The sequence below is a fragment of the Bradyrhizobium erythrophlei genome (assembly GCF_900129505.1).
Classification (GTDB): Bacteria; Pseudomonadota; Alphaproteobacteria; order Rhizobiales; family Xanthobacteraceae; genus Bradyrhizobium; species Bradyrhizobium erythrophlei_D.
Window position 1 is genome coordinate 6,962,436 of sequence record NZ_LT670818.1, and the last position, 16,798, is coordinate 6,979,233.

The window sequence follows — 16,798 nt, forward strand, 5'->3', positions numbered from 1 at the left end:
GTACTGGATCCCGCTTTCGCGGGGATGACGGCCTATGGTGGGAAGATGACCACCCTCCCGCGCGCCCTACTCGGCCGGATTGGCTTCCGGCGGCGGCGGGGCCGCGGGGGGCGGCGTCGTGGCGGCGGCGGCCGCGGCGGCCTTCTTCTCCACGATTCGCACGGCGATGATCGAGCCCTCGTACAGGAGCAGCAGGGGTATCGCGAGCGAAGACTGGCTGAGCACATCGGGCGGCGTCAGGACGGCCGCGATGATGAAGGCGACCACGATGAAATAGCGGCGCTTGTCGCGCAGCTGTTTCGAGGTGATGATGCCGATGCGGCCCAACAGCGTCAGGATCACCGGCAGCTGGAACGCGATGCCGAAGGCGAAAATCAGCGACATCATCAGCGACAGATATTCGCCGACCTTCGGCAACAGCTGGATTTGCGCGGTCTCGGGGCCGCCCAGCTGCTGCATGCCGAGCGAAAACCGCACCAGCATCGGCAGCACCACGAAGTAGACCAGCATCGATCCCATCACGAAGAAGAGCGGCGTCGCGATCAGATACGGCAGGAAGGCGCCGCGCTCGTGCTTGTAGAGGCCGGGCGCCACGAATTTGTAGATCTGGGTGGCGACGATCGGGAACGAGATGAAACCGGCGCCGAACAGCGCAAGCTTCAGCTGGGTGATGAAATATTCCAATAGCGCCGTGTAGATGAATTTCGAATTCTCGGCGCCCGCGACCCAGACGAACGGCCACACCAGAACGTTGTAGATCTGCTTGGCGAAGAAGAAGCAGAAGATGAAGGCCACGCCGAAGCCGAGCAGCGCCTTGATCAGCCGCGAGCGCAGCTCGATTAAGTGATCCATCAGCGGCGCCTTGCTGGCCTCGATATCTTCGGCGCTCATGACGCTTTGGCGTCCTTGAGAGCGTCGGGCGCGTTAGGCGCGGTGTCCTGCGGCGCGGGCTGCTGCGCTTCTTGGGTTTGTTGCGCTTCCTGCACGATCGCGAGCGGCTGCGATGCCGCGGCATGCGCGTCGGCCTCGGTGAAGGTTTCCGGAATCGGCGCTTCCAGCGCGTCGATCTTCGACGTCGCCAGCGCGTCGATCTTCGACGTCGCCAGCGCGTCGATCTTCGACGTCGCCAGCGCGTCGATCTTCGACGTCGCCAGCGCGTCGATCTTCGACGTCGCCGGCTTGGTGGGAGCAACCGGCGGCTCGATCGCGGGCGTTTCGGTCACAGACGCCGCCGACTTGTCGAGGACGTCGATGTCGAGCGCCTTGCTGACGTCCTTCTCCAGCGAGGTCATCAGATTGCCGCCGGTGAAGCCGGACGCGGCTTCCTTGACTTCGTCAAAGCTCTTCTTGAGGTCGGCCATTTCGGCCTCGCGCATCGCTTCCTGGAACTGGCCCTGGAATTCGGCGGCCATCTTGCGCGCCTTGCCCATCCATTGCCCGACCATGCGCAGCACGCCCGGCAATTCTTTCGGGCCGATGGCGATCAGCGCGACGACCGCGATGACGGCAATTTCACTCCACCCGATATCGAACATCAATTAATCCGCTCACGCGAGGCAATTTACCCCAATACTTGCCAAACAAGATTTGGGCCGCCCGCGTCCCCCAACCGCCCTCGCCCGCGCGCCGTGCCGCGAGCGGGAGTTCAGACAGCCTTGCTGCCGACGTCCGACCGCGCCGCCGTTGAAGGCGTGGCGTTGTGATCGATGGACTTCACGGGCTCGGGCTTTTCCGCAGTCTTTTCGTCGTCCTGCATGCCCTTCTTGAAGGCCTTGATGCCCTGCGCGACATCGCCCATCAGATCGGAGATCTTGCCGCGACCGAATAACAGCAGGACGACTGCGATCACGACGATCCAGTGCCAAATGCTAAGCGAACCCATCCTGCAACCCTCCAAACACGCAAGCCGGCGACCCGGCTAATCCTAGAGGAAAGTAGGCTCGGGAGGTGTCAAAAACAAGGACTTAAGCCGCGTCAAAAGGCTGTTAACCCACTACCGTTAACCGGCGTCGAATTCAACCTTCGTCGCCGGTTTCCGGCTCGACCGCGGGCGCCAGCGCGAGTTCCAGATCGCCGATTTCCAGCGGATCTTCGTCCTCGCGCAAGGTCGGATCGTCCGATGGCGTCGGAACGCTGAAGCCGGAGGGCAGCCGCGAATCCAACAGGCCGGTACCTTTCAGCTCCTCCAGGCCCGGCAGATCGCCGAGCGCCTCCAGGCTGAACTGTGACAAAAAGGCTTCGGTGGTTCCGAAGGTGAGCGGACGGCCCGGCGTCTTGCGGCGGCCGCGCGGACGAATCCAGCCCGTCTCCAAGAGCACATCGAGCGTTCCCTTTGACGTGATCACGCCGCGGATCTCCTCGATCTCCGCACGCGTCACCGGCTGATGGTAGGCGATGATCGCCAGCATCTCGATCGCCGCGCGCGACAGCCGGCGGGTTTCGGTGCTCTCCCGCGTCATCAGCCAGGCCAGGTCGCCCGCGGTGCGGAAGGTCCATTTGTTGGCGACCCGCACCAGATTGACGCCGCGCGAAGCGTAATCCGCCTGCAGTTGCGCCAGCGCGACCTTGATGTCGACGCCCTCGGGCATCCGCTTGGCAAGCGTAGCCTGATCGAGCGGTTCGGTGGACGCGAACAGCAGGGCTTCCAGAAGGCGCAATTCCTCGGGCCGCGCTTGCGGATCGACAGAACTCTCCTCGGCATTGGCGATGCGTTTTTCCGCGAGGCTTGCCATGGCTCGGTCTCCTTCTTCCACTTACTCGGCCGGCAGATCCGGCGCGGTCAACGCGTCGGATACTGGTTGCGGCGGACGCTTTCGAAAATAAAGCGGCGCGAACGCCTCTTGCTGGTGCAGTTCCATCTCGCCTTCCCGGACCAGTTCCAGGGCGGCGGCAAAACTCGACGCGAAGACCGTGGCTTTTTGCGTGGGATCGACGACGTAGCTGAGCAGGTATTCGTCGAGGCAGCTCCAGTCCTCGGCCATCCCGACCAGCCGCTCCAGCGAGGCCCTTGCCTCCGCCAGCGACCACACGGTGCGCTTCGCCAGATGCACGCTCGCCAGCACCCGCTGCTGGCGCTGCGCGGCATAGGCGGTGAGCAGATCGAACAGGGTTGCGGTGAATTTGGGATGCTTGACCTCGGCGATCGCTTCCGGATTCCCACGCGGAAAAATATCGCGTTGCAATTGCGGACGGTTCATCAGCCGGTTCGCAGCCTCGCGAATCGCCTCCAGGCGGCGCAGCCGGTTGGCGAGCGCGGTGGCCATTTCCTCGGCGCTCGGTCCCTCCGCGGTGGGGGCTTCCGGCAGCAGCAGCCGCGATTTGAGATACGCGAGCCACGCCGCCATCACCAGATAATCGGCGGCAAGCTCCAGCCTGATCTTCCGCGCCGCCTCGATGAAGACGAGGTACTGGTTGGCCAGCGCCAGGATGGAAATCTTGGCGAGATCGACCTTCTGCTGCCGCGCCAGCGCCAGCAACAGATCGAGCGGGCCCTCATACCCCTCGACGTCGACGACCAGCGAGGGCTCGTCGTCGGAGAGTTCAGCCGCCGGCCGCCCGGTTTCGAATGATAGTATTTCCGCGCTCATGCGCCTGTCGTTCCTGCCCGTTCGATCAACGCATCGAGTTCAGCCCGCGCCCTCAGCCCGTCGAAGGCCTGCGGGGCTTTACGGGACGCCAGCGCCCGTCTCGCGCGCTCCAGCGCCTTGCCGGACAATTCCGGCGTCTCGCGGGCAACCTCGTGCATTTCGTCGAGTTTGCCGTTGCAGTGTAAAACCACGTCGCAGCCGGCGGCGAAGATAGCCCGGGTCCGCTCGGCGATCGATCCCGCCAGCGCGTTCATGGACACGTCATCACTCATCAACAAACCTTGGAACCCGATCACGCTGCGAATCACTTGGCTGATCATTGTCGCAGATGTCGTCGCCGGTTGGGCGGGGTCTAGCGCGCTAAACACAACATGTGCGGTCATGGCCATCGGCAGGTCCGCCAGCGGTTGAAATGCGGCGAAATCGGTCCGTTCCAGCTCGGCCCGGGGCGTGTCGACCAGGGGAAGCCTGAAATGGGTATCCGCAGTCGCCCGTCCATGCCCGGGAATGTGCTTGAGAACCGGCAAGACACCGCCCTGCTCCAGCCCCTCCGTTACCGCGCGCGCAATATCGGCGACTTTGCCCGGCTCGGTTCCATAGGCCCGGTTGCCGATAACGGCGTCAGCGCCTGCCACCGGAACATCAGCCAGCGGCAGACAGTCCACGGTAACGCCGAGGGCGCGGAGATCGGCTGCGATCAGCCGCGCGCTCAACCGGGCGGCAGTACGGCCAAGGACGGGATCGATGTCGTAAAGTCGGCCGAACACAGCGCCCGCCGGATAGGCCGGCCAGTGTGGCGGACCGAGGCGCTGCACCCGGCCGCCTTCCTGGTCGATCAGGACCGGCGCGTCCGGCTCGCCCAGCTCCTTGCGCATTTCCTCAACAAGCCGCGTGACCTGCTGGGGCGATTCGATATTCCGCTTGAACAGGATGAAACCCCACGGCCGCTCGGCGCGGATGAACGCGCGCTCGGCGGCGTTCAGCTCCGTTTCGGATACGCCAGTGATGAAGGCCCGCGTGGTCATCAGGGCCGATTAGCCCGCAGCTAGCCCGGAGGTCAAGGAAACGGCCGTTAATTCCTTTGGACGACGCACTGGCCGCCGGCCGATTTCAGATTGCCGCAGAACTGCGAGGCTTCCTCGGATGTCCCGAACGGGCCGACCATGGCGCGGTAATAGACGCCCTTCTCACCGAGGTCGGCGCGCTTGATCAGCGGGTCATGCGATCCCAGTACCGCCGGGAACTTGCCCTGCAGCGCCCGGAAGGAGGCCTGGGCGTCGGCCTCGTTGCGCTGGGAGGAGACCTGAACCACGTAACCGCCGCCCGCTGGCGCCGTCTGGACCGGGTTGGTGTTGGCCACGCGGGTCCTGGGTTCCGCGGCCGGCGCGGGCGCCGCCTGATTGGCCTGCGGCACCAGCGACATCGGCGCATTCGCGCTCGCATTGGCCGATGTCGGCGGGTTGTGCTGGGCGGCCGGTGGCGGTGCCGCTGCGGTTCGCGCCGCGGGAGCTTGCTTTGCTGCAGCGGGCGGAGCCGAACCGTCCGGCACCGTGCTGCCGTCGGGCTGGTCGCCGCCCTTCACGGTCAGCGTCCGGATCTTGCGCGGTTCATTGTTCGGCAGCGTGCCGTTCCCGGCGCTGGCCGGCGGCAGGTTACTGGGAGCCACACTCGCCGGTGACGGCGGATTGCCATTCTGGTTCAATGGCGGAAACACCACGCGCGGGCCGGTCTTGTTGACGTCGACCGGAGCTTCCTCGCGCGGCACGATCTTCTCGGTACCATCGCCCGTCGCCATACGGTCCGGCAGTTTGGCCGAACCGTCCGACGGAGCCGGCACGACCTTGGTCGGGCTGGTGTCAGCCCTGATGATCGGCGGCTCGCCGGTGCGCGGCGTTCCGACATAGGTGCGATAGGCAAACGCCGCGCCGGTCCCGACGACTGCCAGCGCGAGCACGACGATCACGGTGACCATCCCGCCGCGACGCTTCTGCACGCGTTCGTCGGCGTCGTCATCATAGCCGTCCTGGTAGGCATACGCGTCATCCTCCGCATAGGCCGGATCGTGTGGGTATGGTTGCGCGCCGGCATCGAGCTGGCCGTACAGCGCCTCGTCATAGCGCGACGGATCGGGCTCAGGCTCGTAGTACGGCTCCTCCTCGTAGCGCGGCTCTTCCTCGTAGGTGGGTTCGGGTGCCGGCGCCGGACGTGCTGTCGCATAGCGCTGCAGTGGATGTACCGAACTCGGGTAATCCGGCGGATCCTCCTGCGGCGAAACCTCCTGCCGCGGAATTTCCTGTCGGTTGGCCCGCTGCAACCACGGTGGCGGGCCAGCGGGAGGAGCAACATCGGGCTCAGCCGGAGGCTGATAGGCGGGCTCGGCTGGGCGCTGATGGGGATCGCGCGCAGTCTTGCGCGGAGGGACCTGCGCATTGGCCCGGCCCATGCTGCCGAATGGATCGGTCTGACCGATCAAGCGCGCCAGTTCGGCCAAGGGATCGCTCTCGCCCGTTGCCGACGCATGCGGATCGCCGCCGCGATCATAGTTGTTGTCAGCGGGAAAAGCTCTGTCGCGATATCGATCAGCCATCGTGATGATGCGTCCCCTACGGGAAAGTCGCCAACCCCCGCCTCTACTGAACTGACGAACCGGCCCTTGCCGGCTGCCGCCCACGAACCCCGCGTGAGCAGCGTTCGCCCCTGAAATTACCGCATCTCGTCCGGAGCGTGAACGCCGAGAACGGCCAAGCCCGATGCCAGAACCGAGACGACACCCTGGACCATGGCCAGCCGCGCCTTAGTGATCTCTGCATCATTATTGATAATGAAGCGTAAATAGGGCAAATCCCGGCCCCTTGTCCACAGCGCGTGAAATTCACTGGCAAGATCATACAGATAAAAAGCGATTCGGTGAGGCTCGTGAGCCACCGAAGCCGCTTCGATCATCCGGGGATAGAGCGCCAGCCGCCGCAGCAGGTCCAGTTCCGCCGGGTCGGTCAGCCGTTCCACCTCCGCATCCCCGAGGAACGCCGCCCGCGCGGCCGCCTGCGCCGGCAGATCCGGGATCACCTCCCGGGCGTTACGGAACACCGAGTGGCCCCGGGCGTGGCCATATTGCACATAGAACACAGGGTTCTCGCGCGACTGCTCGATCACCTTGGCGAGGTCGAAATCGAGTACCGCGTCGTTCTTGCGGTAGAGCATCATGAAGCGGACGGCGTCCCTGCCGACCTCGTCCACCACCTCGCGCAGGGTGACGAAATCGCCGGAGCGCTTCGACATCTTCACCGGCTCGCCGTGGCGCAAGAGCTTGACGAGTTGCACGATCTTCACATCGAGCGTCGCCCCGCCCGCGGTGACCGCTTTGACCGCCGCCTGCATGCGCTTGATGTAGCCGCCATGGTCGGCGCCGAACACGTCGATGAGATCAGCGAAACCGCGGTCGAACTTGTTCTTGTGGTTGGCGATGTCGGAGGCGAAATAGGTATAGGAGCCGTCCGACTTCATCAGCGGACGATCGACATCGTCGCCATATGCGGTGGCGCGGAACAGGGTCTGGACGCGATCCTCGTAATCCTCGACCGGCCCGCCCTTCGGCGGCGGCAGACGGCCCTCATAGACGTCGCCCTTCGAGCGCAGGAAATCGATGGTCTCGATCACCTTGTTGTTGCCGGTTTCGGTCAGCGAGCGCTCGGAAAAGAACACATCGTGACGGATGTTGAGGGCGGCGAGATCGCCCTTGATCTCCTCCATCATCATCGCGATCGACTTGTCGCGCACGATCGGAAGCCAGCCGCTTTCCGGCATTACCAGAAGTCTGTCGCCGTATTCGGCGACGAGCGCCTGTCCGACCGGTTTCAGATAGTCACCGGGATAAAGCCCCTCCGGAATGGCGCCGATGTTCTCGCCGAGCGCCTCGCGATACCTCAGGAAGGCCGAGCGGGCGAGCACATCGACCTGGGCGCCGGCATCGTTGATGTAATATTCGCGGGTGACGTCATAGCCCGTGAACGCCAGCAGGCTGCACAGCGCGTCGCCGAATACGGCGCCGCGGCAATGCCCGACATGCATCGGTCCGGTCGGATTGGCCGAGACGTATTCGACGTTGACCTTCTCGCGCGCGCCCATCGCGCTTTGCCCGTAGCCGTCGCCCTCGCGCAGCACGGTGCGCAGCGCGTCCGACCAGGCCGTCGGTTTCAGGGTGAGATTGATAAAGCCGGGGCCGGCGATCTCAACGGCGGCGATCAGATCGTCCGCGCGCAGCTTCACTGCGATCGCTTCGGCAAGATCGCGCGGTTTCGCCTTGGCTTCCTTGGCCAGCACCATGGCGGCGTTGGTTGCCATGTCGCCATGCGCGGCGTCGCGCGGTGGCTCGACCACGACCCGCGACAGGTCGACGCCCTCGGGCCATCCGCCTTCCGCCGCCAGTGCGGCGCAAACCGCGTGCACGCGCGCCAGCACGTCGGCGAAAAGATGCGGATGTGGTGGTTTTTCGGCCATGGGCGGTCTGTGACCTGAGAATTGCGCCGCCAACAGCGGCTTTGAGGCCGCCGCCTAACGCAAATCCGGGGTCGAGTCAAAAAGCCTTTGGTGCTCGGTCAGCGCAAAACGGTCGGTCATTCCGGCGATGAAGTTGCCGATCCGCCGGGCGCGCTCGGTTTCGGTGTCCCCGCCCTCCGGAGGCAGCCATTCGGCCGGCAGATCGCCAGGGTTGTTCTGGTAACGCGCGAACAGATCGAACAGGATCCGTTCCGCCTCGCCCATCACCCGCATCACCCACTCGTGGCGGTACATGTGTAGCTTCAGGAACGCCTTGATCTCGGCCTCGGCCCGCGCGACGCCGGCGGGGAACGCGATCAGCACCTCGCGGAGATTGCGGACATCGTCGACCGATTGCGGTTTGGCAGCCAGCAGACGGCTGCGTGCTTCCGAGATGACCGCGCCGATCAGACGGGAAATCAGCTCGCGCACCAGTTCGGCGCCGCGCCTGGCGTGATCGAGCGCGGGATAATGCCGGTCGATCTCGGCGATCATCGCCGCCGTCAGCGGCATCACCTTGAGATCGTCGACGGTGAACAGACCGGCCCGCAGACCATCGTCGATATCGTGGGCGTCATAGGCGATATCGTCGGCGATCGCCGCCACCTGCGCTTCCAGCGAGGCAAAGCTCCACAGTTCCAGATCGTATTTAAGGTTGTATTCGGAGATGCCGACGGGAATGCCGTGGTCGCGATAGCGCCCGGCGGCCAATCCGCTCCGCTCGGTCAGCGGACCGTTGTGCTTGACGATACCTTCCAGCGATTCCCAGGTCAGGTTGAGCCCGTCGAATTCGGGATAGCGGTGCTCCAGCGACGTGACGACGCGCAAGGTTTGCGCGTTGTGGTCGAACCCGCCATGGGCCTTGAGGCAGGCGTCCAGCGCCCGCTCGCCGGCGTGGCCGAATGGCGGATGGCCGAGGTCATGGGCCAGTGCCAGCGTTTCCGTGAGATCCTCGTCGAGCCCGAGTTGCCGGGCCAGCGCGCGGGCAATCTGCGCCACCTCGAGCGAATGGGTTAGCCGGGTGCGATAATGGTCGCCTTCATGGAACACGAAGACCTGGGTCTTGTATTTGAGGCGGCGAAAGGCGGTGGAATGAATCACCCGGTCGCAATCGCGCCGGAACGGGCTGCGGGTCTTGCTCGGCGGCTCCTCAAACAGCCGTCCGCGGCTGCGGTCGGGATCGCTGGCAAAAACCGAACGAGGAGCAGCCATTCCGACCGACACGGTGTAATAGTCTCCCTGGGGTTTGATTCCGGCGCCAAGGGCACTTAACTAGACTTCAGCGCCGGATACCAAATAATTTGGGTATAGGCCGACGATCGGAGCGAAGTCATGACAGCAGCCAATGTCGCCATCAGCGAGCGGGCGGCCCGCCGCATCGGGGAAATCCTCAAGACTGAGGGCGAAGGTGCGATGCTGCGCATCAGCGTCGAAGGCGGCGGCTGCTCGGGCTTTCAATACAAGTTCGATATCGAACGCGCCAAGGCCGAAGACGACCTGGTCGTCGCGCGCGACAGCGCCGTGGTACTGGTCGATCCGGCCTCGGTGCCGTTTCTGGCCGGCTCCGAAGTCGATTTCGTCGACGACCTGATCGGCGCCTCGTTCCGGGTGGTCAATCCCAACGCGACGGCATCCTGCGGCTGCGGCACCAGTTTCTCGATCTGAACGCCTCGAACGCGTTCGGTCTCCCTTGCCTTGTCTAGGCGACCTGTGCGCTATCGGCTTCGAACTCCCGGCGCATCTTGCGATAGGCGTCGTCGAGTTGCAGAACCGCATCCCGCAACTCGTCGGCGCTGATCACCCAGGACGGAGTTGACGCCAATGACCCCGCCCATCTGTTCGACGATGCGGCGGCTGATGGCGCCGAGTCCGGTGCCGCCGAAGCGGCGATTGATGAGGGCTTTCGGCAGTTTCGGATCGACCTCGACCTTGACCGTCAGTCCCTCTCCCTGCCCCTTCGGCACATTTGCGCCTTTTTCTAAACGGTTATCACGGCCCCGACGCCCGTGGTATGTCATGGAAGCGAAAATGTCGGTTTAGGACCGGGACCTTTTTCATGCGTATTGCAACGTGGAACGTCAATTCGGTCCGGCAGCGGATCGATCACCTCGTGACCTGGCTGAAGGATTGCGCGCCCGATATCGTCTGCCTGCAGGAGATCAAATGCCTCGACGACGCCTTTCCCCGGGAGCCGCTGGAAGCGCTCGGCTACAACGTCGTCACCCACGGCCAGAAGACGTTCAATGGCGTCGCCCTGCTGTCGAAGCTGCCGTTCGAAGAAACCCAATCGGGGCTGGCGGGTGACGACGAGGACGCCCACGCACGGTTTCTCGAGGGCGTGGTGACGCTGAAACATGGCGTGCTGCGGGTCGCCTGCCTCTATCTGCCCAACGGCAATCCGCCGGAAACTGAAAAATACCCCTATAAACTCAAGTGGATGTCGCGGCTTCGCGAGTATTCGAAGCAACGGCTTAAGGCGGAGGAGCCGCTGGTGTTGGCGGGTGACTTCAACGTCATCCCGAAGTCGGCGGACGTCCATAACCCGGCGGCCTGGGTCAACGACGCGTTGTTCCGGCCGCAAACCCGCGAAAGCTTCCAGTCGCTACTTGGACTGGGGCTCACGGACGCACTGCGCGCCGTCACCGACTTGCCCGGCCAGTACACGTTCTGGGATTATCAGGCCGGCGCCTGGCAGAAGAACTGGGGATTGCGGATCGACCATTTACTGCTGTCGCCCCAAGCCACCGACCGCCTGATCGATGTCGGGATCGACAGTTATGTGCGGGCCTGGGAAAAACCGTCGGACCACGTCCCGGTATGGGCGGATCTCGATCTCGAGACGGCGTGAAGCACGACGGCTTGCACCCGGCCGCGCGTTCGCGCGACCCGTTGGCTTTGCCCGCCCTGCGGACTTCGGATTTTGGACCTCAGTCCCTGCGGCCCTGCACCCAGTGCTCGAGCATCTCCAGCGCCATCGCACGGTCATCGTCCGACGCCCTGGCAATGGCCTTGTTGTAGCTTTCCTTGATCCAGGCCTCGTCGGGTCCAGCGCTGTCGCGCGCCAGCGTCAGCCACATCAGCCCGCGCGCTGCCTGCCGCGGCAGCTGGTCGCCGTTGAACAGCATCTGGCCGAGCAAGGCCTGCGCCTCGTGCTGCCCCTTCTGGGCGGCAAGGCCGAGCCAGCGCGCGGCGTAGCGGAAATCATCGCGCGAGGTACCGGCGCTCTTGAGATAGAGCCGCGCAAGATCGTATTGCGCGTCCGCATTGCCGAAATAGGACGCAGCGTAGGAGAACATCTCCCGCGCCCGATCCGGATCCGACTTGATCTTGGAGTTGGGAATGCCGTTGAGATAATACCGCCCCAGCGCCACGAAGGCGTTGGCGACGATCGCCGCCTGCGGCGCGGACGGGCTGTCCTCGGCATGCGCATTGGCGATACGGCTGAAATATTCAAACGCGCGCAGGTCGTCCTGGGTCACGCCATCGCCGCTGGCATACATCCGCCCCAGCTTCCATTGCGCGACGGGATGGCCGCCTTCGGCGGCGTATTGCAGCGAGGTCAGCGAGGTATCCGGGGTCGTCGGCGGTATCGCCTTCTTCAGCGCCGCGGCCGCCCCTGGCTGGGCGGCGACGACGGGAATGGCCGCATCCGAGTTCGCGGGCGCCCCGTCGAAGGCGAATCCGGGCCCGGCCACCGGCGTGGCCCCTAAAATCAACGCAAAAATGGTACGCTTAAATATCCGCATAACACTGTTTCTCATGCGCGCCGCCTGGATGGGTCACCGCGCCATCCACTGCTGGCCCTACCTGTTGGGCGTATTTCCAAAGCGCTCCTGATGTATGGTTAGTCTCCCGAGGCTTCCATTTGGTCTTGCGTTCATCGAGCTCGGCGTCGGTCAACTTTACGTTAAGAGTCCCGACGACCGCGTCGATTTCGATGATATCGCCGTCGCGGAGCAGCGCGATCGGCCCGCCTACGGCCGCTTCCGGCCCGACATGGCCGATGCAGAACCCGCGGGTCGCCCCGGAAAACCGGCCGTCGGTGATCAGCGCGATCTTGCCGCCCATGCCTTGCCCGGTCAGCGCCGCCGTGGTCGAGAGCATCTCCCGCATGCCGGGACCGCCGCGCGGCCCCTCATAGCGGATGACGATGACCTCGCCCTCTTTGTAGGTTTTTTTCTGGACCGCCTCGAAGGCGTCCTCTTCGCGGTCGAAGCAGCGGGCCGGCCCGGTGAATTTCAAGTTCGACATGCCCGCGACCTTCACGATCGCGCCCTCAGGCGCAAGATTGCCCTTCAGGCCGACCACACCGCCGGTGACGGTGATCGGCTTGTCGGCGGGCCGCACCACATCCTGGTGCGGATTCCATTTAACGCTTTTGAGGTTTTCGGCGATCGTGCGGCCCGTGACGGTTAAGCAATCCCCGTGCAGGTGGCCATTATCGAGCAACGTTTTCATCAGAAGCGGTATGCCGCCAACCTCGAACATGTCTTTGGCGACATAACGACCGCCCGGCTTCAAATCCGCGACATAAGGTGTCTTTTTGAAGATTTCGGCGACGTCGAACAGGTCGAACTTGATACCGCATTCATGGGCGATCGCCGGCAGGTGCAGCGCAGCATTGGTCGAGCCGCCGGACGCGGCCACAACCGCCGCGGCGTTCTCCAGGGCGCGGCGGGTGACGATGTCGCGCGGGCGAATATTGGACGCAATCAGCTCCATCACCTTCTCGCCCGCGGTCATGCAGAAGGCGTCGCGGATCTCATATGGCGCGGGCGCGCCCGCCGAATAAGGCAGCGCCAGGCCGATGGCCTCCGATACCGTCGCCATGGTGTTGGCGGTGAATTGTGCGCCGCACGCACCGGCCGAGGGACAAGCCACCCGTTCGATCTCGTCGAGATCCTCGTCCGACATCTCGCCGACGGAATGCTTGCCGACCGCCTCGAACATGTCCTGCACGGTGACCTGCTGGCCACGGAAATTACCCGGCAGGATCGAGCCGCCGTAGATGAAGATCGAGGGCACGTTGAGCCGGACCATCGCCATCATCATGCCCGGCAGCGACTTGTCGCAGCCGGCCAGGCCAACCAGCCCGTCATAGGCATGGCCCCGCATGGTCAATTCGACGGAGTCAGCGATGCATTCGCGCGACGGCAGCGACGAGCGCATGCCGTCATGGCCCATGGCGATACCGTCGGTCACGGTAATGGTGCAGAATTCCCGCGGCGTGCCGCGGGCGGAGGCGACGCCCTTCTTGACCGCCTGGGCCTGCCGCATCAGCGAGATGTTGCAGGGCGCGGCCTCGTTCCAGCAGGAGGCGACGCCAACGAAGGGCTGGTGGATCTGCTCAGTGGTCAGCCCCATGGCATAGAGATACGACCGATGCGGCGCCCGTTCCGGCCCCTCCGTCACGTGACGGCTCGGCAGTCTCTTCTTGATGCTGGTCTTGGCGTCCATCACGACCCTGTTTCCCGCAGCCATCTCTTGTCGGACCCGGAAGGGATTTTCCTTCGCCTTCGCGAGCGCCGTGGCTATCAGCCTACGAAGGATGATTTCATGGAGGGGTGTGGCTAAAAAGCGGCGCGGGCAAGAACTGGCTGCGACGACGGTTAAATCTTCGCTTAGTGTTGCGAAGAGGCAACAATTGTGACACTGCGGCAACCATTACCGGGCCCAGCGAGCGCGCCGGAAACGCTTCCCTCAATCAAAGCGTGTACATTCCGGATCGCCTATCCGCCACACGAGGAGCGCTACGATGGCTCACCGGGTCTAACCGGCAGGCGCTCGATTGCCTTCAAGCCCGGCCGCTCGCGCCATTCAACCTCGGACTCGTCTACCGCGAGCATCAATTTCGGCCACCGCTGAAACAGGGATTTCAGTGCGCATCTGCCTTCGACGCGCGCGAGCTGATGGCCAAGGCAGAAGTGGATCCCGGTGCCGAAGGAGATGTGCCGGTTCGGTTTACGCTGCAAATCGAGTCGCGCAGGGTCGGGATTGGCTTGCGGGTCCATGTTGGCGGCTGCGAGCATGACCATCACCTTCTCACCCTTCCTCAATCCGACGCCGCCGAGTTCAATATCTCTGCGCACGTAGCGCGGCTTGGTGAATTGCACCGGCGTGACGAACCGCAGAAATTCCTCCACGGCGAGATCAACCCGGCTCCAGTCCTCTTCGAGCCAGTCGCGAAGACCGGGATTCTTCAAGAGCTCGAATACCGATCCGCTGATCAGATGTGTCGTGGTCTCGTGCCCGGCAAACAGCAACAGGAACACCATCGACACGATTTCGTCGGGGCTGATTTGTCCGCCATCCGCCCCGAGCCGAACGATCTCGGCAATCAACCCTTCCCCACCCCACCTGCGAATGGTCTCGATATGGCGTCTGATATAGCGCTTCAATGCCAGGAGATTCGGGATCGCGCCGAAAAATCCGAGCGCTCCGGTGAAGCGGGTAAAACCGCTGGCCCATGCAATGAATTTAGGCCGGTCGGCGAGGGGCAGCCCGAGCAGTTCGCAAATCACCGATAACGGCAATTGGCGCGCATAGCGCTCGACCAGATCGGCCGGACTTCCCTTGGCGAACAGCTCGTTGGCGAGTTCGTCACCGATGGCCTGAATGTGAGGCTCCATGCCCATCACGGCGCGGCGGCGAAACGCTTCGTCGACGATATCGCGGAGCCGTTTGTGATCGGGATCGTCCATCGACAGCATATGCCTGGCCAGCGTGCGGACGATGCCCGGCATCCACCAGCGAAAGCCGGCAACGGTGCCGTCCTCCTTTCGAATGGTGAAGGTGTCGGTGTCTTTGAGCACCTGATCGGCCAGCGCCTGCGTCGTCGGCGTCCAGACCCGGCCGACGATCGGAAACCGCACTTCCACGACCGGACCGGCGGCGCGAAGCCTTTCGATCACGGCCGAGGGATTGCGAAAGTAGTCCTGACTGGCGAAGTCCGCTTGCAACGTCATGCGCCATTTCTCCTGAAGTCCGAACATTAGATATGCGAAGCACGTCACAACAATTCCAGATCAGGCGGCACGTCACGCTCGTGGCTTTGGTCGGAAGGGATTGCACGGGGATCGCGGAACCGCGTTCCCGCGGCGCGACGCGTCCGGGTTTTGACCAACTCTTGTCCCCCTTCGAGAGCAGAGGGCGCAGGGAAAGCCGGGTGCACGCTGCACCCGCGGTCTCGCGCGCAAGATGGTGTAGAGAAACGCACACGAGCATACAGGTTCAGCGGAAGCAGTCCGGCCTTCCCTGCGCAATGGTTTTACGGCTTATAACGTACTCTCCCCGGTGACCGGGCTTTCTTGCCACCGTCGCCTGCGGATGTTGCCGCAAACTTGATGCCAGCGTCGGGGCATCAGGACCACCGCCTTCGCCGTCCGCTTCAAGCGCTCTCGTCAGGTGCACCGTCAGCGTCCACCGCATCCCGCTCCGCGTTCGTGACGTTGCGCAACGCCCCTCTGTGTGGAACGGGACGGGCCGGATATAGAACTGATTTGCTGTTTCGGAAAACCAGAATATTTTGTCGAATGGGGCTGGACAGACCTCGTGCGGCGAACGAATTGATTTGCCCGTCAGGCAGACTTGCGGTGACGTCAAAGACGACGAGTTGCGTCCCGGCCGCTCTATTCGACCTTCACATTGGCGGCCTTGATCATCGGCCACCATTTCGCGATTTCGGCCTTCTGCCAGTCGCCGAGTGCCTGCGGCGAGAGCTTGTCCCTGGGCGGCATCTGCAATCCCAAATCCTCGAACTTCTTGCGCACCGCCGGATCGTTCATGGCATCGACCGCCGCGGCATTGAGTTTAGCCACGATATCCTTCGGGGTGTCTTTCGGCACCCAGAGCCCCGACCACAGCGTCATGTGAAATCCGCTCAAGCCCCCTTCGTCGGTGGTCGGAACGTCCGACGCCGACTCGACACGCTTGTCGTCGGTGACGGCATAGGCGCGGATGGTGCGGGCGCGCACCTGGGCGATGGAATTCGAGGTCTGGTCGATGATGATGTCGATCTGCCCCGCGACGAGGTCGGTCAGCGCCGGCGCCGTGCCGCGATACGGCACGTATTGCAGCTTGATGCCCGTGACGTTCTCGAAATAGAGCCCCGCGATGTGGCTTCCCGAACCCGCGCCCGCGGTGCCGGCCGTGGCCGGGCTCGGCTTCGCTTTAAGCCATTCGATCAACTCTTTCAGCGTTTTGGCGGGGACCGCGTTCTTGCTGACGATGATCATGGGATTGCTCGGCAGCAGCACGACCGGCTCGAGATCGGCCACGAGGTCATAGCCGAGCTTGTAGATCGCGCCATTGGCGACGTGGGTGCCGAGATGGCCGATGCTGACGGTGTAACCGTCCGGCGCCGCGCGCACCACGCGGCCGACCCCGAGCGAACCGGCAGCACCGGTCACATTCTCAATTACGAGGTTCTGACCGAGTGTCGTGCGCATATGGTCGGCCAGAATGCGCGCCATCGCATCGGTCGGCCCGCCGGCGGAAAACGGCACCACCAGGGTGATCGGATGCGACGGGTAGTTTTCGGCCAACGCGCTGCCACCGAATGCAAGCAGCGCGGCGAACGCGACCAAAATTGCTTTACGCATCACACTCTCCCCAAACAACACAACCGTCATTGCGAGCCAGCGGTCGCGCGAATGCGCGCCCGATGACAGGCTCCG

Annotated in this window: 16 protein-coding genes; 2 read left to right on the forward strand and 14 right to left on the reverse strand. The window is 63.8% G+C overall.

Annotation, left to right across the window (positions count from 1 at the left end; all coding sequences use genetic code 11):
* Positions 1–66: 66 nt before the first annotated feature.
* The 9 genes from tatC to B5525_RS32550 all read right to left on the reverse strand — a co-directional run bounded on the left by tatC (position 67) and on the right by B5525_RS32550 (position 9,347).
* Positions 67–891 carry a twin-arginine translocase subunit TatC gene (gene tatC / locus B5525_RS32510; protein ID WP_079569814.1) on the reverse strand — a complete coding sequence of 275 codons (825 nt, stop codon included), beginning with the start codon at positions 889–891 and terminating at the stop codon, positions 67–69.
* Complete coding sequence (tatB, locus tag B5525_RS32515; protein ID WP_079569815.1) at positions 888–1,535, reverse strand: Sec-independent protein translocase protein TatB; 648 nt, start codon at positions 1,533–1,535, stop codon at positions 888–890. Before tatB ends, tatC begins: the two co-directional genes overlap by 4 nt.
* 110 nt (positions 1,536–1,645) lie before the next feature.
* Positions 1,646–1,882, reverse strand: coding sequence for a twin-arginine translocase TatA/TatE family subunit (locus B5525_RS32520; protein ID WP_079569816.1), 237 nt, complete (start codon positions 1,880–1,882; stop codon positions 1,646–1,648).
* Between the two features lie 133 nt (positions 1,883–2,015).
* The gene (gene scpB / locus B5525_RS32525) at positions 2,016–2,732 is read right to left on the reverse strand and encodes an SMC-Scp complex subunit ScpB (protein WP_079569817.1); all 717 of its coding nucleotides are present in this window, start codon (positions 2,730–2,732) and stop codon (positions 2,016–2,018) included.
* 21 nt (positions 2,733–2,753) lie between these two features.
* Positions 2,754–3,587 (reverse strand): segregation and condensation protein A, encoded by an 834-nt coding sequence (locus B5525_RS32530; RefSeq protein WP_079569819.1) that lies wholly within the window; start codon positions 3,585–3,587, stop codon positions 2,754–2,756.
* Positions 3,584–4,612: a beta-N-acetylhexosaminidase gene (gene nagZ / locus B5525_RS32535; RefSeq protein WP_079569821.1), complete on the reverse strand. Its 1,029-nt coding sequence runs from the start codon at positions 4,610–4,612 to the stop codon at positions 3,584–3,586. Before nagZ ends, B5525_RS32530 begins: the two co-directional genes overlap by 4 nt.
* Positions 4,613–4,659: 47 nt before the next feature.
* A complete protein-coding gene (locus B5525_RS32540; RefSeq protein WP_079569822.1) occupies positions 4,660–6,174 on the reverse strand; it encodes an SPOR domain-containing protein in 1,515 nt (504 codons plus the stop codon).
* 116 nt (positions 6,175–6,290) lie between these two features.
* Complete coding sequence (gene argS / locus B5525_RS32545; protein WP_079569824.1) at positions 6,291–8,084, reverse strand: arginine--tRNA ligase; 1,794 nt, start codon at positions 8,082–8,084, stop codon at positions 6,291–6,293.
* A gap of 54 nt (positions 8,085–8,138) precedes the next feature.
* Positions 8,139–9,347 carry a deoxyguanosinetriphosphate triphosphohydrolase gene (locus tag B5525_RS32550; RefSeq protein ID WP_154073582.1) on the reverse strand — a complete coding sequence of 403 codons (1,209 nt, stop codon included), beginning with the start codon at positions 9,345–9,347 and terminating at the stop codon, positions 8,139–8,141.
* A 108-nt stretch (positions 9,348–9,455) separates the two neighbouring features.
* Here B5525_RS32550 and erpA point away from each other — a divergent pair, with 108 nt between their 5' ends.
* Positions 9,456–9,788, forward strand: coding sequence for an iron-sulfur cluster insertion protein ErpA (gene erpA / locus B5525_RS32555; RefSeq protein ID WP_079569825.1), 333 nt, complete (start codon positions 9,456–9,458; stop codon positions 9,786–9,788).
* A 34-nt stretch (positions 9,789–9,822) separates the two neighbouring features.
* On the opposite strand, the gene B5525_RS47355 is transcribed toward erpA, so the two are convergent.
* Positions 9,823–9,945, reverse strand: a complete 123-nt coding sequence (locus B5525_RS47355) for a hypothetical protein (RefSeq protein ID WP_276328816.1) — start codon at positions 9,943–9,945, stop codon at positions 9,823–9,825.
* Between the two features lie 234 nt (positions 9,946–10,179).
* Here B5525_RS47355 and xth point away from each other — a divergent pair, with 234 nt between their 5' ends.
* Complete coding sequence (gene xth / locus B5525_RS32560) at positions 10,180–10,971, forward strand: exodeoxyribonuclease III (RefSeq protein ID WP_079569827.1); 792 nt, start codon at positions 10,180–10,182, stop codon at positions 10,969–10,971.
* Between the two features lie 79 nt (positions 10,972–11,050).
* Here xth and B5525_RS32565 read toward each other — a convergent pair whose 3' ends face one another.
* From B5525_RS32565 to B5525_RS32580, 4 genes are all read right to left on the reverse strand, one after another.
* Complete coding sequence (locus B5525_RS32565; protein ID WP_079569829.1) at positions 11,051–11,869, reverse strand: tetratricopeptide repeat protein; 819 nt, start codon at positions 11,867–11,869, stop codon at positions 11,051–11,053.
* The gene (gene ilvD / locus B5525_RS32570) at positions 11,856–13,580 is read right to left on the reverse strand and encodes a dihydroxy-acid dehydratase (RefSeq protein WP_079574089.1); all 1,725 of its coding nucleotides are present in this window, start codon (positions 13,578–13,580) and stop codon (positions 11,856–11,858) included. Before ilvD ends, B5525_RS32565 begins: the two co-directional genes overlap by 14 nt.
* 293 nt (positions 13,581–13,873) lie before the next feature.
* The gene (locus B5525_RS32575; RefSeq protein ID WP_079574090.1) at positions 13,874–15,088 is read right to left on the reverse strand and encodes a cytochrome P450; all 1,215 of its coding nucleotides are present in this window, start codon (positions 15,086–15,088) and stop codon (positions 13,874–13,876) included.
* A 663-nt stretch (positions 15,089–15,751) separates the two neighbouring features.
* Complete coding sequence (locus B5525_RS32580) at positions 15,752–16,723, reverse strand: tripartite tricarboxylate transporter substrate binding protein BugD (RefSeq protein WP_079569830.1); 972 nt, start codon at positions 16,721–16,723, stop codon at positions 15,752–15,754.
* Between the last annotated feature and the right edge of the window lie 75 nt (positions 16,724–16,798).

What these genes read in the sequence shown, in the direction of transcription:
- tatC (WP_079569814.1), bottom strand. Translation starts at nt 891, where the DNA reads ATGAGCGCCGAAGATATCGAGGCCAGCAAGGCGCCGCTGATGGATCAC.
- tatB (WP_079569815.1), bottom strand. Translation starts at nt 1,535, where the DNA reads ATGTTCGATATCGGGTGGAGTGAAATTGCCGTCATCGCGGTCGTCGCG.
- B5525_RS32520 (WP_079569816.1), bottom strand. Translation starts at nt 1,882, where the DNA reads ATGGGTTCGCTTAGCATTTGGCACTGGATCGTCGTGATCGCAGTCGTC.
- scpB (WP_079569817.1), bottom strand. Translation starts at nt 2,732, where the DNA reads ATGGCAAGCCTCGCGGAAAAACGCATCGCCAATGCCGAGGAGAGTTCT.
- B5525_RS32530 (WP_079569819.1), bottom strand. Translation starts at nt 3,587, where the DNA reads ATGAGCGCGGAAATACTATCATTCGAAACCGGGCGGCCGGCGGCTGAA.
- nagZ (WP_079569821.1), bottom strand. Translation starts at nt 4,612, where the DNA reads ATGACCACGCGGGCCTTCATCACTGGCGTATCCGAAACGGAGCTGAAC.
- B5525_RS32540 (WP_079569822.1), bottom strand. Translation starts at nt 6,174, where the DNA reads ATGGCTGATCGATATCGCGACAGAGCTTTTCCCGCTGACAACAACTAT.
- argS (WP_079569824.1), bottom strand. Translation starts at nt 8,084, where the DNA reads ATGGCCGAAAAACCACCACATCCGCATCTTTTCGCCGACGTGCTGGCG.
- erpA (WP_079569825.1), top strand. Translation starts at nt 9,456, where the DNA reads ATGACAGCAGCCAATGTCGCCATCAGCGAGCGGGCGGCCCGCCGCATC.
- xth (WP_079569827.1), top strand. Translation starts at nt 10,180, where the DNA reads ATGCGTATTGCAACGTGGAACGTCAATTCGGTCCGGCAGCGGATCGAT.
- B5525_RS32565 (WP_079569829.1), bottom strand. Translation starts at nt 11,869, where the DNA reads ATGCGGATATTTAAGCGTACCATTTTTGCGTTGATTTTAGGGGCCACG.
- ilvD (WP_079574089.1), bottom strand. Translation starts at nt 13,580, where the DNA reads ATGGACGCCAAGACCAGCATCAAGAAGAGACTGCCGAGCCGTCACGTG.
- B5525_RS32575 (WP_079574090.1), bottom strand. Translation starts at nt 15,088, where the DNA reads ATGACGTTGCAAGCGGACTTCGCCAGTCAGGACTACTTTCGCAATCCC.
- B5525_RS32580 (WP_079569830.1), bottom strand. Translation starts at nt 16,723, where the DNA reads ATGCGTAAAGCAATTTTGGTCGCGTTCGCCGCGCTGCTTGCATTCGGT.